This is a genomic window from Cohnella sp. SGD-V74, from assembly GCF_003001675.1.
Lineage (GTDB): Bacteria > Bacillota > Bacilli > Paenibacillales > Paenibacillaceae > Cohnella.
This window is the reverse complement of sequence record NZ_PVYW01000004.1, coordinates 143,994-157,356: the sequence shown is the minus strand read 5'-3', so window position 1 is coordinate 157,356 and position 13,363 is coordinate 143,994. Positions and strand designations below refer to the sequence as shown.

Genomic DNA, 13,363 nt, shown 5'->3' with positions numbered 1-13,363 from the left:
TCGAAATCACACTCCTTTTACGGCCGCCAGAGGACGGCATTTGGCCACTACGGAGGCCAGCCGCGCCTGGACGACGCTATCGATGATTTGGTCTACATCTTTGTAAGCCTGCGGCGATTCGTCCACCAGCGCTTCGAGCGCGCGGTGATTCAGCACGACCTCGTCGTCGTGACCGACCCGCAGGGAGGAAGCAAATTCGTCTACCGTGACGAGCTGCTTGGTCGCGTTGCGAGACCGAATACGGCCCGCTCCGTGACAGATAGAGTAGTAGTTGCGCGAGCCTTCCGGGGCTCCGACCATCAGATAGGAGGCCGTTCCCATCGAGCCGGGTATGAGCGCGGGATGACCCGTCTCGCGATAGGGCTCGGGATTGCCGGCGTGTCCGGCCGGCAGCGCGCGCGTCGTGCCTTTGCGGTGAACGAGCATCGCCTCGTCCCCATGGCTCTCCTCGCAGGCGTAGTTGTGCATCAGGTCGTAGAGCGTGCTCATCTCCGCCCGGGATCCGAACGTTTCCTTGAACGCGTCGCGAACGGCGAACGCCATCAGATGCCGATTCGCGACCGCGAAGTTCAGCGCCGAATACATCAAATTCGCATACGCCCGGCCCGCCTCGCTGTCCAGCGGCGCGTAGGCCAGCTTCGGATCGGCCGTGCCGAGCCCGAGCCGGCTCATCGTCTTCGCCACCTGCGAGCCGCAATGCTGGTTAACGGCGCCGCCCCAAGACCTGGAGCCGGAATGGATCATGACCGCGACCTGGCCGTCGCGGAGTCCCCACCGCTCCGCGATGGCGCGATTGTCCTCGGGAATGCTCAAGGCTTGAATTTCGATAAAATGATTGCCGTTGCCCAGCGTGCCGAGCTGGCGATGAGCCCTGTGCCACACCGGCATCGGGATGCGGTCCAGCTCTCCTTCGTCGAACCGGAATCGGCTGCACTCGACATGGGTCAGGGAAGTCGCCTTTCTAGGCGTATACGCGTCCGGCACGTATTTGCCCGGCAGACCGTGAAGTCCTTTGCGCAGCACGTCCTCCAGACGAACGTCGGAGAAGTGCCCTCTCGCATGATTTTCCACCGGGATACGTTTCTCGATGGCTTTGACCAGCTTCCGACGGAGCTTGACGTCCTGCAAGTCCTCCGCCTGCAAATTCGTCAGATGCACGCGCATCCCGCAGCCGATGTCGCTGCCGACGATGGAGGGGGAGACGAAGCCGTCCTCCACGCCCCATACCGCCGTCGTGCCGATGCAGGTGCCGACTCCGACATGGGCGTCGGGCGTATAGCTCATATAGCGGATATTCGGAATTTGCAGGTTGTTGTTCGCCATCTCGAGCACCTTGGCCCCCATGGCATAGAACAGATCGTCGTGCGCGAATACGTGGAGATCCCCGGCAGGGAGATCGATTCGCCGATAATAAAGTTCGTTAACATTTTGTTCCATAAATGATATAAACCCTCTCTTAATCGTAATTTAGCAAAAAAGAAAACGCAAAAAAACCGCAAGCCTCATCGCTTACGGTCTTCTGCGCGCAGTGAAAACGAAAGACTGACATCCCCTTCCGACGATACGCCGGCGGGGCGTTAGCTTTCTCCTTCCTTGGCTAGGGCCCGTAGAGGCCGATGGACAATGAACGAAGTATTCGATTGCGGCGTAACGACGTTGCGGCGGTTGATAACTGCGGTCATGTCCTTCGACCTCCTTTCTTCAATAAGATAGTGTCTATCATATACGGGTTTGGGAAGCTTTGTCAATATCCCGTCGGCTCAGTCTGTCTCGGTTGCCCGGATTTGTTTGTTTAATCTTTGTACGGATCGAACTCGTCTGCGCCGGCCATGCATACGCCGATCGGCTTCAGCACGTGCAGAACCTCGATCGTGTCGGCGTGCGCGTCGAGCACCTCCTGCAGCTTGCGGTAGACGAACGGGCTCTCGTCCGTACCGGCTCCGCGAAGCTCCACATCGAAGGCGCGAACGGCTTGTTTCATTTGTTCGATGGTGATCTGGCCACCCGTACGCTTACGGGTTTTCCAGTTCATTTTCCCTGCGGCTTGCGTACGACTCATGATCCGACCCGCTCCATGCACGGTGCTGTAGAAGGAATCGCGGTTCTCGTCCGTGTCCTTCCCTCTCACGATAACGGAGATGTCGCCCATGCTTCCGCCGATAAAGCCAAGCTGGCCCGGTGCGGAAGGCGTCGCGCCTTTGCGAACGACGATCGTCGACTTCCCCGCATGAGTTTCCTTCCAGGCGTAGTTGTGATGGTTGTGCACTTCGAAGTCGGCGCTCGCGCCCAAGAGCGACAACAGCTGCGCGATGACGTAATCTCGTCCGGCGTAAGCGTACCGTCCGGCAAGCTTCATCGCCCGGTAGTACAGATCGCCGAGCTCGCTGTCCAGATCGAGAAGCACAGGCGGCTGATCCATCTTCTCTCCCGGTGCGCTCGCGAGGAAGTCGCGTCCGGCTGCGAGGTTCAGGAACCCGCTCGCCGTCTTGTGACCGAAGCCGCGGCTTCCGAAGTGATTGCCGATCCAAAGGCGGCCCGTCTCCGGTTCCTCGAACAGATCGACGTAATGATTGCCGCTGCCGACCGTGCCGAGCTGATCGCGAGCCAACGCCTTCAGCTTGTCGTGCTCCTGCCTTCCGATCGCCGCGTACACAGCCCAGTCGGGATCGTCGAACAGTTGGTGATCCACCTTTTCGCTATTGACGCGCCCTACTCCGAAGGACACTTTCCTTGCGATCTGATCCATTATGGCGGGCAGAATCGGCTTGATGTCTGCTGCGAACAGGTTCGTCCGCACTGCCTTGTTGCCGCAGCCGATGTCGTACCCGACGCCCGAGGGCGAGATTTGGCCTTCGTACGCTACGACGCCGCCGATCGGCTGGCTGTATCCTTTGTGATGGTCCGCCATCAGCAGCGCCTGCACGACGTTGCCGTGCTCCGCGCACGTTTTGGCTTGCGACAGCGCGCCGGCATCAGGATTGCCCCATACCCGCACTCCGTCTATGGTTTGGTAAGTCATTTTTGTTTTCTCCTTGCACATTTCATCTGCTAATAGCTAGTTTTCCATTAAACAAATTATCGAGACACTAAACAATAACCGATATTGCTCCATTCAACCCCCACCAAAGAACTATAGTTCAGCATACGACTTTGGCAATAGGGCTGAAGCATTTTGTTTACTCATCGAATTTCTTTTTGTATTCCGAAAGATAAATATGCCTGTAACAAATTGATAGAGCATATGCAGCTCTCCATAATTCATTATGTGGAGTTGCTTTGTATTTATGAATCTCTTTAGTTATCGCAAAAAACATCAGATGATAATAAAATAAACACCAATTCAAATCCTCAAGTGTCCCATTAGATGCCTTTGTTGCAGTTCCAAAAAGAGAAAAACTCATTATCTCATCCTCAGAATTCGAAAATGGAAGGCCAAAAGAGCCAAGTACAGTAGGGACATATGACGAATGTATTGATTGTGAGTAAGCTCTATACAGTTCATTCCTAGTATCCCCAATTGCCCTAACAATATCATTTGGAAGACCAAATCTAGATTCCAAATTAATCAATTCTTTCGTTAATTGTCCTAAACTAAAGGACTTTCTCCAAATTTCTTTTTCTTTTTCTGGATCATTAATATGACTCGAATATTGTATTAATTTCGTTCTACTTGAGAAAAGAACCAAGGATAGCCAACTTGTTTCATTCAAAACACGCACTAAAACTCTTGCCGAATTATCAAGTCCACAATTCACAAGTTCTAATATTGAAAGCCCGTGATTAACTATCTGAACCAAAAAACTCCTAATTATTAAGTTGGGATCCACCGTAACTTCAGGTTTAATAAAATCTGCCGGTAGTAATGTCCTCCCAGAAGAGCTATCTTCACGAAGGTCTATCGCTAAACATAAATAACCTACTGATATTAATCCAATTAAGGCAAGTTGAGATTGTTTAGATAATTCTTCATTATTTTTTATATTCAGTCTTGACTCTGCATGCCTATCCTTAATTAAATAAGTCATATCATCTAGAAGCGAAAGATGAAACCTTCCGATGCCTAGTTCGTCACTAAGATTTTTCGGAAAAGCACGTCTAATTTTCCTCAGTTCACTTTGCACCATTTTTCGAAAGTCTTTATCAGTAACCTTCATCGGATGCCTCCATTCAGCTTTTACCCCAAAAAACGGTTAGACGAATTACCGTCCATATATCGAGTAGCGTTCAATAAATAGCTATCAGTTGGACACTAGGTTGAATCAAAGTTTTAAATGAGCGGATTGGCCCTCCAATCGCTCCTTTTTTTAGTCATCTCTCCAAAAAAACTTCTTCAGTTCTAACTCCTCACTTTATTTGGGTGATAGCAATCTTTTAATCCACTGTCATAATAATTATATATAGTAAAAAAATAAATATAGCCCCCCCCCCTGATCTTGAAGTTGTTATTTCATGCTTGCTTTCAGCTTCACTTATTTCAGCCCGATTGAACATGGTGTAAGTATAACAACGTAACAATTTATTGTTTCGAATAGCACTAATTATCGCGCCATCCCGTTGTCTGTATGTTTTAATATGGAGAAATGACACTCCCACGCAGCGACAATGACTGCCGTTTTGACTCTCTGTAAGGCACTTTCGTATATCGATTCGATACGGAAGAAGCTGCAATTGCCTCAGGTTTCACCCGGGCCGACAATCCCATCGCCTCGATCCGCCCGACCAAATCCGCGACGAACGCCGAAGTCCGGTTGCGCTTGGCATCCGTGCCTGCATCGATGTCGATGAACAGCTTCAGCTCCGCGCCTTGATAAACGTAGGGCAGGAGAATATCCTCCAGCTCGGCGCGTTTGCTCGCGTCGAAATACGAGGCAATCTCCTGGCTGAACGTCGTCTCCAGACCAAGCTTCTCTTGGAGCGAACGGATTTCCCGCGGCAGAATGACCTGCCGATAGCAGAACCAAGCGCCTCTGCCCGGCCGGAAAATAACGACGGACGTCACGAACTTCGTATGCCCGGCGTGAACCTGAGCATCCGTGCCTACCATCAGTTGATAGGCCGCGCGCGGATCGGTGAGCATAAAGCTGCGAATACGCGCGAACACGTCGTCCATCGTCAGATCCTTTTCGGAGACATTGCGGAAGGTTTTTTCGTGAATCATAGGGATTTGTCTTCTCTGCATGAGGGTCACCTGTAAAACAAGGTCGGCTTCTTCCTTTCTGCTTATGATTTTTGGCAGGGGCAGCAGGAGTCGAACCTGCATGTGCGGTTTTGGAGACCGGTGTTCTTCCCATTGAACTATACCCCCATGGCAGGGTTGGCAGGGCTCGAACCTGCGACCGTCCGATTAACAGTCGGACGCTCTACCTTCTGAGCTACAACCCTATAAAGTGGAGACGTGGACGGGACTCGAACCCGCACATCCGGGCGTGAAAAGCCCGTGTGTTATTCCTTTTCACCACCACGCCTTAAGTTGGTCGGAACGGCAGGATTCGAACCTGCGGCCTCTTGCTTCCAAGGCAAGCGCTCTAAACCAAGCTGAGCTACGTCCCGATAATGGCGGTCCCAGGGAGGATCGAACTCCCGGCTTCCGCGCTGACAACGCGGCGTTCTTCCACTGAACTATGAGACCGTAATGGAGACGTGGACGGGACTCGAACCCGCACATCCGGGCGTGAAAAGCCCGTGTGTTATTCCTTTTCACCACCACGCCGTGGAGGACAGGAGCGGGTGCACCCCGCCGATCTGTCGGCCGCCGAATCGCGGCAGCCTATCTGATAACGCCTATCCGTAATATGGATGCCCGGGCAGGAATCGAACCTGCAATCGATGATTCAAAGTCATCTGCCTTGCCGCTTGGCTACCGAGCAATAATTGGGGAGACCAACCAGACTCGAACTGGTACTAACGGAGTCACAAACCGCCGCGTTCGCCCTTTCGCCATGGTCTCCAAAATAAAAAGCTATCCGTTGTCCTGCACCTCGCTCCCCTGTTGGAACCGGGAAGAAGGATTCGGAAACCGGATAGCTCGAATCGCGCCGCGAGATTGCTCCCGCTTAGGAGAAGCTGCGACACCTCTGCCGGTAATCCGGCCGTCGCTGTCCTTCTCTCGCAAATCGGCTATCCTCTGTCTCGATCTCGTGATCCTGATGACGCCAATTCCGTTCGTACGGATACAAATTGTTTTTCATGGGACTAGCCTCTCTTCTGAAATGGATTTTTGATGCGATATGTACTTTGGAGGGATCAAGTATAAAAAAAGACCCCTGTCGCCTTCGTCTTCTCCTACGCTCAGGCTTGTGCCCCATAGAAAAAGACTACCGGCCTCGGCAGTCTTTACAACAACGCTATGTATACGATCGCGAACGGAGTCAGGCTGTAGAATACAGCCGGCCAGCCGCAACGGATGTTCTGCGTTTGTAAAGAAGGCCTCTATAAAATGGAATGCAGGAATCATGCGTCTCCAACCACTGTTCATGGAACTGTTCCCCATAGACTGCCGGTTGATTTGTCCAATCGAGTCGATTCATCGCTTGCATGGTTCTGCACTCCTTTCTAGATTCAAGATTTGTTCGTAATCCTAACATCTCATCTTTAACCATGTCAACCATTAATTTCTTGAATTGCGAAGGAAAAAGTTTGGAAAGGTTTTTGAAGCACGCGATCCGCCGCACTTATCATGCGATGGCCGCGGATTGGATTCGAACCAATTTACACCACCGAAGTAACCCTTCCGAGCGCCTCTGCAATTCTGCGAATCCGCCGCCTTGCGGCCTCGGCTTCACAACCTGATTTTCGCCGATTATCGAGGGATCGAACAGGGCGAAAGTATGGCAAACCCAGAAAATGATTCATTTTTCGCCGTGAGGCCAACACAAAAACAGCCGCGATCCGGCGAATTGCCGAATCAGGGCTGCTTCGTTTATGCTTCAATTTGTGCTAATAGGCAAGCGTGAACAGTCCGTTAATGTGGCTCAAGTAGCGGGCGTTGCTCGCTTTTTTCATCAGGGAAGCCGGAAGTCCGCGCAGCTCGATGCCCGTCTCGCCTACGGAGCCGATGCCGTCTTTCCGCCCCAGACTGGCCAGCGTACCGGAGAATACCGGTTGGAAGCTGTCCATCGTCATTCCCTTGAAAGCCGCGGCGATATTGGCGCCGACAAGCTCGCCCATCTGCCAAGCCAATTGTGCGGTCGGCGGATAAGGCCTGCCCTCCGGCCCAAAAACGACCGCACAGTCGCCCGCCAGGAAGACGTCGGGATGGGACGTGGATTGCAGCGCTTCAGTGACGGTTGCGCGGCCGCGATTGACTTCGATGCCGCAATTGGCGACGAGCGAGTTGCCTTGTACGCCGCCGGTCCAGACCAACGTGTTCGTATCGATCGTCCGTCCATCCTTCAAGGTTACCGTCTGGCCCTTCACTTCGGTAATCGGAAGGCTCGTCAGGAATTCCACGCCGCGCTTCTCCAAGCTGGTCACGGCCCGTTGAATAAGCTCCGGCGAGAACATCGGCAGAATGGTCGGCATCGCTTCGACCAGGTATAGCGAAATATCCGCAAAATCAACGCCGTTCTGGCGGCAGATAGCCGGCAGCTCGTCGGCCAGTTCGCCTACCAGCTCCACGCCGGTCAGACCGCCCCCTCCGATGACAAATGTCGCGTCCGCTTTATTTTTAGACTGGGCGTACGCCTTGATCCGTTCCTTCACATGGGCAAAAATGCGATTCGCATCCGACACCGATTTCAGGATCAGACTATTCTCTTGCAGCCCCGGAATGCCGAAATAGTTCGTTTCGCTTCCCAGCGCAAGCACCAACGCATCGTAACGATAGGAGGAGCCGTTCGTTAACATCACCTTCTTGCCTTCGACGTCGATCGATTGTACTTCCCCTACCGCGATATTGACTTGTTTGCCCTTTAGCAATTTCTCCAGGGGCAGAGCTACCGCTTTCTCGGACACGTTGCCTGCGGCTAGCCGATGCAGCTCCGTAATAATCTGATGCGTGCCTGCGCGGTTGATAACCGTAATGTTCGCCTCGCCAACCGTCAAGTGCGCTCTTGCCGACAGGGCGCTAAGCAAGCCGCCGTAGCCGCCCCCGAGAATCAAAATTTCTTTGCTCATCTATAGTCCTCCGTTCTTCGCCTGTGTGTGGGTCGTCTTAGTTCTGGCCTTGTTTTCTCTCGCCCAGGATGTTCAAATAAGCTTGGCTGAAGCGAAGCATCCTCTGCAATTCCGGATCCTTCAGCAGCTTCAACATGCCGAATACGCCGATCGTTTCGTTGCTGTTTTCCGCCCGATCGCTTGCTTCGATTGCCGCGGACGCGTATTCCTTTACTTTCTCGCCCAACGGCTTGGCAACTTCCTGAATGCCGCCGACGATATCCTGAATCAGCACGCGATCCGCGGCCACCTTCTGGGCGACATCGTAAATATTGGTCAGCACGGACATCATCTCGGCCAACTTCGGCAATTGATCCACCAAGACGGTAATCGCCTGCTGCACTTCCGGTTTCATTAATTGATCCAGCACATCCAACTTGGCAGCCGCTTCGGATACGGCCGTCTCTCTCTCGACACTCGCTACAGTAGCTTCGGACATTCTGTTTCCTCCCCTAGGTGATGTCATAAAAACCTAATTCAAAGCATGAATTGTGAATTAAATCACATTTATATCTATATTTTACCTCATTAATGACATTTCGTATAGGTAATCCGGCGGAACCTTGAGAATAAAATATGTGGGCGATAAACGCGTCAACATCAACTTCTCCCCTATCGAAAAAATCGCCGATGCTCTAAGCATCAGCGACATTCGGGAGATGATTGATTAACTTAACTAAAACTCCTCCCGAATCAAAAGATTCCGGTACGGGTACTTACTGAACTTATAATCAAACAGCAGCGCAAAGCCCGAGCTTTCAATCGAAACCGACTTCAAAGCAGGAGTACGGACGTACAAACGGATCATCCGGGCTACGACTCTGACGTCGCGCCGACGAATAGCTCTGGCTAGCGCCAGAGCAAAAGTACGGCAGGCAGCAAGCTTCCGATACAGAGGCAGCACGCTGCGAGCGATGGAACGATGTACCCGCGTTTCGAACTGAAATTGTACAGCCCCGGGAGGAATCGTCGTCCCGTTCGTGAAATGAACGTGGGATCGGGGAAACGGAAACGTAATGAAATAGCCTATGCCATTGGTGCCGAGCTCATCCCCAAGGGATGGGGATACAAGCCGCAGCAGCTTCTGCATCCGCGCCAGCTCGCCTGACTTCACCGCCTTGCTCCACTCAGCGGCATATGTGGGACGATTAGCAATTGCTTTATAGAAAGGCAGCATCGCTTTGGACACGCTGATCAATACGTCGGCCGTTATCCACCGCTTTGGCTTAGTCCTTTTAACCATAGAAGCACCTCACAGATGGATGTCTTCCTCCATTCTATGAACAATTGCCTATACACGCTTGGGCTGTGCCGCTGCTTCCCGACTCAATCCCCGCTTTCGTCGTCGCCCCGCATCCTGAGCGCCTTAGCAGAAAGCACGAATTCCGTATCCTCGTCTACGCGCTGGAAAGCCATTTCGATGTATCTATTCAAGACTTCCCGGGTCGTGGACAACTCCGGTTCGAACTCAAGATGTTCCCGGATCAAAGTCATCAGCTGCCACCCCTCGTACATGAACGCTCGCTCGCTTTTCTCGAAGGTCTGGTACTCCCCTAAGCTGCAATGACGCTCCACGATCTCGTCGCCGACGAACTGAAACGCAATGAGCTTATGGAATCTCGACGGATATACGTACAGGCAAAACGACGAACCGGAACCCTTGAGCGGATAGCCGACCTTCAAGTCGCTGAAGTCGAAGTTCGAGAGCGGCCCCCAAACGTACTGCAAGAAAATGCGAAGCTCCTTACGAAAAGTCTCCGCCTTCCTCCTGCCGACCGCCCGTTGAATCCATTGATCGATATTAGGATGAAAAAAGTCCGTAACGACAGGCGTCTGATGATCGTGAAACGGAGCGAACTCATGCTGCAACGCCGATTCTCCGCAGTGAAGCAAGTCCCCGGACTGATCGAAGATGATGCGGTCCCTGGTAATTCGGTGCTGATACAGGAATTGGCCGTTTTCATTTTCCACAAAGCTCATATAGGAAAGAATCTGCTTCTCCTTCCCCGGGTATTGCGACTGCAGGTAGTCCTTGAGCGGGGCGAATGCTTTGTCCAGCCACCTCATCGTCACTTTCTTCGGATAATCCACCTTTGCGTACATCCTGATCCCTCCTGATTTTCAAGAACGACAAAAAGCACCGCGCATGCAGAATAAAACTGCATACGCGGTGCTTCCGCGTCCGATTCGTGATTTGTTATTCACTATACCACTTATTCGGAAAAAGGGGTAGTCTTTTCCGCAAATTCACACTTTAAGCTGGTTAGGGCTCGTATTCTCTATCGTTGCAAGCATTTTTTCGCTTCTGACCATTTCGGCTTTGCATTGGGGACAGATGGGAACGATGGAAAACGTGAAATTATCTCTCATCCAGCCCTTGCAGTTCTCTCCGGCGCACGTCCAAATGGCGGTGATCTCTTCCGGCAGCTCTTCCAACGGTCTTTTCCGAGAATAATACAAGTACATTCCCACTCTCTATTTTGAAATGGATGCCGCGGTAAAAAAAGTGCCCCAAACCTTGGTTCGGGGCACGTTCTTATTTACAGCTTGACGACATTCTCGGCTTGCGGGCCGCGGTTGCCTTGAACGATGTTGAATTCGACTCGTTGACCTTCGTCCAATGCTTTGTAGCCGTCGCCGACGATTGCGCTGAAATGAACGAATACGTCGTTGCCGCCTTCAACTTCGATAAAGCCGAAGCCCTTGTCTGCGTTAAACCATTTTACTGTTCCGGATTCCATACTGATTACCACCTTAATAGTATTTACATGATCTTCTTATTCGATTAAAAATAAAAAATTCACATATCGTACAAGGTTATTAACATAAAAGAATAACCCTCTACGTTATGTGAATTAGGTCATATGTTCTATAGAGTTATTATACCCCATCTCCTTACAAATAGCCAGCATCAATGTGATTCACTGGCTATTCGGCCAATAAAGCCCGTTGCGACGGCAACCAGAGGGCTTCGCAATCAAACAAAACCTCAAAATTCCATTTCCCCCACCTTCCGTAATTGCTACAATGAAACTTATATGGAAAACGGAGAGAACGGAGGAAACGTGGATGGCTCGGGAAAGCTTCGACAAAGAGGTGCAGTTTCTCAGGCTGCTGGCGTTAGCGGGCGGCGCGTATAACCGGCAGCAGTTCGCCTCCCGTCTGGGGATTTCCGTTCATACGTACGACAAAACGCTTCGCTATCTCAAGGACATGAGAACGTCCCTTCAGCCTCTCTCGGCGACTCAGGAGTCCGACCTCGCGGAAGGGCTTCGTTACAATCATTACGAATCGGCAGACCCGCTGCTTCTGTTCCTGTTCCGTGCCAAGTCGCTTAAGGAGTCGGAAAGCGTGCGGCTTTCCTTGACAATCACCCTTCTGCAGGATCGGGAGCTGACCGCCAAGGAGCTGCTCGATGCCTGCAGCGAAAGCATGCCCTCGGACTTCCTCTGTCCCGACGAGAAAACGATTCGAGGAGACCTGAAGTATCTGGAAGAGGTCGGCGTCGTTACACGTTGCGAAGGCGGGCGCCCCTACCGGTACCGGGCCTCCAACGACTTAATTGACTGCCTGACCGACGAAGAGCTGCTCGACCTGTACGACTACGTCGATGTCATGGCCAACACTCAGGCGCCAGCCGTACAGGGCTATCTGCTCCGCGATACGCTTAAGAAGGCGCTCGGCCGACGAGGATTCGCCCCGGAAGCGGCCGAAACCCATCTGTACAAGTACCACTACCATTCCCGTATTCTCGACGAAGCGCATCTGCATACGATTTTCCAAGCGATCCGGGAACGGAGACGACTGCGCTTTCTCTACCTGTCGCCCAAGAAGGGGAAAAACTACGCCTCGAAAAATACGAATCCTCTGTTCGAGCGCGAGCCAGAAGGCAGCGACGAAACCACTCTTCCGCTGCTCGTCATCTACGATCACCAATACGGACGCTGGTATCTGATCGGCCATAGCGCGAAGCTCGGCATGATGAAGTACCGCATGGAGGGCATTACGCAGATCGAGACTGGGGATGCGGTGCCGGAAACGGACTTCGTCGAAAGACTCGAACGTGCGCGGGCACAGCTTGAACGAAGCTGGGTCACGGATACGCTGCGGCCGGTGAAGGTCGTGGCCCGCTTCTACAACCCCGATCGCTCCGGAGCCAACTTCGTTCGGGACAGAGTGGAGGCGCAGGGCCAGTGGGGTACGATCCGCGAGGAGTCCGAGTCGACTTTTCTCTATGAGATAACGGTTAACGGCATTTACGAGATCAAGCCGTGGCTCAGAAGCTTCGGGTCGAGCTGCGAGGTGCTGGAGCCGGCCTGGCTTCGCAAGGAGTTGAGCGCGGAATGGGAGGAGATCAGGAAGTATTATGAATCCGTTCGAGAAAATATTTAACTACCAGATCATTTCGCGTCTGGACGAATCTAACGCTATTGCGCTGACGTCCCAGGAACGAGCCTGGCTCCGAACGGCGCTGGCGCACGACTCCTCGGTCGACGCATTCACTCCGGAGACGCTGGGTAAGCTGAGACAGCTCCTGCAAGACGAATCCGGCATCGACCACCGCGATATGATCGTCGAGAAGGCCAAACACGCGGAACGCCAAGTCTACCACCCGCTCCTGCGCACGCTAAGACGTCTGATTATGCAGGACAAGGGAATGCTGCTCACTTCGAGGATCAAACATGGCGGAACGAAGACGAATCAGCCCGGACTCCCCGTCAAGCTCGAATACAGCATGGTCAAGAGGGAATGGTACCTGCTCTGGTACAGTACGCGAGGCCGATCCTTCATGGCGACCAAGCTGCAGAGCATCGTCTCGTTCGAGGAAACCGTCCTTCCTGCCGAGCGGGTTGAGGAGCTGAGAGGGCGAGTGTCTGCCCTGCTGGAAGAACGAAGGAGGCAGGCAGTCATCGAGGTCGTTCGCACCTATAGCGCCGAATTGTCACGAATTCTGTACGCATTCTCGTGCTTCGATAAGTCCGTCAGCTATGACGAGGAAGAGAACCTGTATCGCATTCATGTCACTTACCTGGCCGACGAAGGCGAGTTTCTGCTGTCCAGAATCCGGTTTCTCGGTCTCCGGGTGAAAATCGTGGAAGGCGACGAGCTGCGCAGGAGAATGCTGGAGTCGGCGGAGAAAGCATTGGCAAGGTATGGGAACGAAGCTCATCGCGCAGAACAGACAGAAAAGCCGGCCCCTTGAGGCCGG

General features: G+C 52.7%; 12 protein-coding genes and 8 tRNA genes. 2 read left to right on the top strand and 18 right to left on the bottom strand.

Annotated elements, in window-relative coordinates; all coding sequences use genetic code 11:
• Positions 1-6: 6 nt before the first annotated feature.
• The 18 genes from B0G52_RS07995 to B0G52_RS07910 form a co-directional block, all read right to left on the bottom strand.
• A complete protein-coding gene (locus B0G52_RS07995; RefSeq protein ID WP_094042998.1) occupies positions 7-1,437 on the bottom strand; it encodes an RtcB family protein in 1,431 nt (476 codons plus the stop codon).
• Between the two features lie 355 nt (positions 1,438-1,792).
• Positions 1,793-3,019, bottom strand: a complete 1,227-nt coding sequence (locus B0G52_RS07990; RefSeq protein WP_094042997.1) for an RtcB family protein — start codon at positions 3,017-3,019, stop codon at positions 1,793-1,795.
• Between the two features lie 157 nt (positions 3,020-3,176).
• The gene (locus B0G52_RS35240) at positions 3,177-4,154 is read right to left on the bottom strand and encodes a hypothetical protein (RefSeq protein ID WP_143762539.1); all 978 of its coding nucleotides are present in this window, start codon (positions 4,152-4,154) and stop codon (positions 3,177-3,179) included.
• A gap of 413 nt (positions 4,155-4,567) precedes the next feature.
• A complete protein-coding gene (locus tag B0G52_RS07985; RefSeq protein ID WP_233162479.1) occupies positions 4,568-5,158 on the bottom strand; it encodes a ribonuclease H-like YkuK family protein in 591 nt (196 codons plus the stop codon).
• Positions 5,159-5,230: 72 nt separating this feature from the next.
• Positions 5,231-5,305: transfer RNA gene (locus B0G52_RS07980), tRNA-Trp, on the bottom strand.
• A gap of 1 nt (position 5,306) precedes the next feature.
• A tRNA-Asn gene (locus B0G52_RS07975) sits at positions 5,307-5,382 on the bottom strand.
• A 6-nt stretch (positions 5,383-5,388) separates the two neighbouring features.
• A tRNA-Glu gene (locus B0G52_RS07970) sits at positions 5,389-5,465 on the bottom strand.
• Positions 5,466-5,471: 6 nt separating this feature from the next.
• Positions 5,472-5,550: transfer RNA gene (locus B0G52_RS07965), tRNA-Pro, on the bottom strand.
• A gap of 4 nt (positions 5,551-5,554) precedes the next feature.
• Positions 5,555-5,629, bottom strand: a tRNA-Asp gene (locus tag B0G52_RS07960).
• Positions 5,630-5,633: 4 nt separating this feature from the next.
• Positions 5,634-5,710: transfer RNA gene (locus B0G52_RS07955), tRNA-Glu, on the bottom strand.
• A gap of 83 nt (positions 5,711-5,793) precedes the next feature.
• Positions 5,794-5,867, bottom strand: a tRNA-Gln gene (locus B0G52_RS07950).
• A gap of 5 nt (positions 5,868-5,872) precedes the next feature.
• A tRNA-His gene (locus B0G52_RS07945) sits at positions 5,873-5,947 on the bottom strand.
• A gap of 989 nt (positions 5,948-6,936) precedes the next feature.
• Positions 6,937-8,115, bottom strand: coding sequence for an NAD(P)/FAD-dependent oxidoreductase (locus tag B0G52_RS07940; RefSeq protein ID WP_094042995.1), 1,179 nt, complete (start codon positions 8,113-8,115; stop codon positions 6,937-6,939).
• Positions 8,116-8,152: 37 nt separating this feature from the next.
• Complete coding sequence (locus B0G52_RS07935) at positions 8,153-8,593, bottom strand: DUF1641 domain-containing protein (protein WP_094042994.1); 441 nt, start codon at positions 8,591-8,593, stop codon at positions 8,153-8,155.
• A 237-nt stretch (positions 8,594-8,830) separates the two neighbouring features.
• A complete protein-coding gene (locus tag B0G52_RS07925) occupies positions 8,831-9,343 on the bottom strand; it encodes a hypothetical protein (RefSeq protein ID WP_369827030.1) in 513 nt (170 codons plus the stop codon).
• Between the two features lie 137 nt (positions 9,344-9,480).
• The gene (locus B0G52_RS07920) at positions 9,481-10,257 is read right to left on the bottom strand and encodes a hypothetical protein (RefSeq protein WP_094042992.1); all 777 of its coding nucleotides are present in this window, start codon (positions 10,255-10,257) and stop codon (positions 9,481-9,483) included.
• A 144-nt stretch (positions 10,258-10,401) separates the two neighbouring features.
• Positions 10,402-10,620, bottom strand: coding sequence for a cold-shock protein (locus B0G52_RS07915; RefSeq protein ID WP_369827024.1), 219 nt, complete (start codon positions 10,618-10,620; stop codon positions 10,402-10,404).
• Positions 10,621-10,694: 74 nt separating this feature from the next.
• Positions 10,695-10,895: a cold-shock protein gene (locus tag B0G52_RS07910; RefSeq protein WP_094042991.1), complete on the bottom strand. Its 201-nt coding sequence runs from the start codon at positions 10,893-10,895 to the stop codon at positions 10,695-10,697.
• Between the two features lie 328 nt (positions 10,896-11,223).
• Here B0G52_RS07910 and B0G52_RS07905 point away from each other — a divergent pair, with 328 nt between their 5' ends.
• Both B0G52_RS07905 and B0G52_RS07900 read left to right on the top strand, forming a co-directional pair.
• Complete coding sequence (locus tag B0G52_RS07905; protein ID WP_094042990.1) at positions 11,224-12,546, top strand: helix-turn-helix transcriptional regulator; 1,323 nt, start codon at positions 11,224-11,226, stop codon at positions 12,544-12,546.
• Positions 12,521-13,357, top strand: coding sequence for a WYL domain-containing protein (locus tag B0G52_RS07900; protein ID WP_094042989.1), 837 nt, complete (start codon positions 12,521-12,523; stop codon positions 13,355-13,357). Before B0G52_RS07905 ends, B0G52_RS07900 begins: the two co-directional genes overlap by 26 nt.
• Positions 13,358-13,363 lie beyond the last annotated feature (6 nt).

What these genes read in the sequence shown, in the direction of transcription:
- B0G52_RS07905 (WP_094042990.1), top strand. Translation starts at nt 11,224, where the DNA reads ATGGCTCGGGAAAGCTTCGACAAAGAGGTGCAGTTTCTCAGGCTGCTG.
- B0G52_RS07940 (WP_094042995.1), bottom strand. Translation starts at nt 8,115, where the DNA reads ATGAGCAAAGAAATTTTGATTCTCGGGGGCGGCTACGGCGGCTTGCTT.
- B0G52_RS07995 (WP_094042998.1), bottom strand. Translation starts at nt 1,437, where the DNA reads ATGGAACAAAATGTTAACGAACTTTATTATCGGCGAATCGATCTCCCT.
- B0G52_RS07915 (WP_369827024.1), bottom strand. Translation starts at nt 10,620, where the DNA reads ATGTACTTGTATTATTCTCGGAAAAGACCGTTGGAAGAGCTGCCGGAA.
- B0G52_RS07910 (WP_094042991.1), bottom strand. Translation starts at nt 10,895, where the DNA reads ATGGAATCCGGAACAGTAAAATGGTTTAACGCAGACAAGGGCTTCGGC.
- B0G52_RS35240 (WP_143762539.1), bottom strand. Translation starts at nt 4,154, where the DNA reads ATGAAGGTTACTGATAAAGACTTTCGAAAAATGGTGCAAAGTGAACTG.
- B0G52_RS07900 (WP_094042989.1), top strand. Translation starts at nt 12,521, where the DNA reads ATGAATCCGTTCGAGAAAATATTTAACTACCAGATCATTTCGCGTCTG.
- B0G52_RS07990 (WP_094042997.1), bottom strand. Translation starts at nt 3,019, where the DNA reads ATGACTTACCAAACCATAGACGGAGTGCGGGTATGGGGCAATCCTGAT.
- B0G52_RS07920 (WP_094042992.1), bottom strand. Translation starts at nt 10,257, where the DNA reads ATGTACGCAAAGGTGGATTATCCGAAGAAAGTGACGATGAGGTGGCTG.
- B0G52_RS07985 (WP_233162479.1), bottom strand. Translation starts at nt 5,158, where the DNA reads ATGATTCACGAAAAAACCTTCCGCAATGTCTCCGAAAAGGATCTGACG.
- B0G52_RS07935 (WP_094042994.1), bottom strand. Translation starts at nt 8,593, where the DNA reads ATGTCCGAAGCTACTGTAGCGAGTGTCGAGAGAGAGACGGCCGTATCC.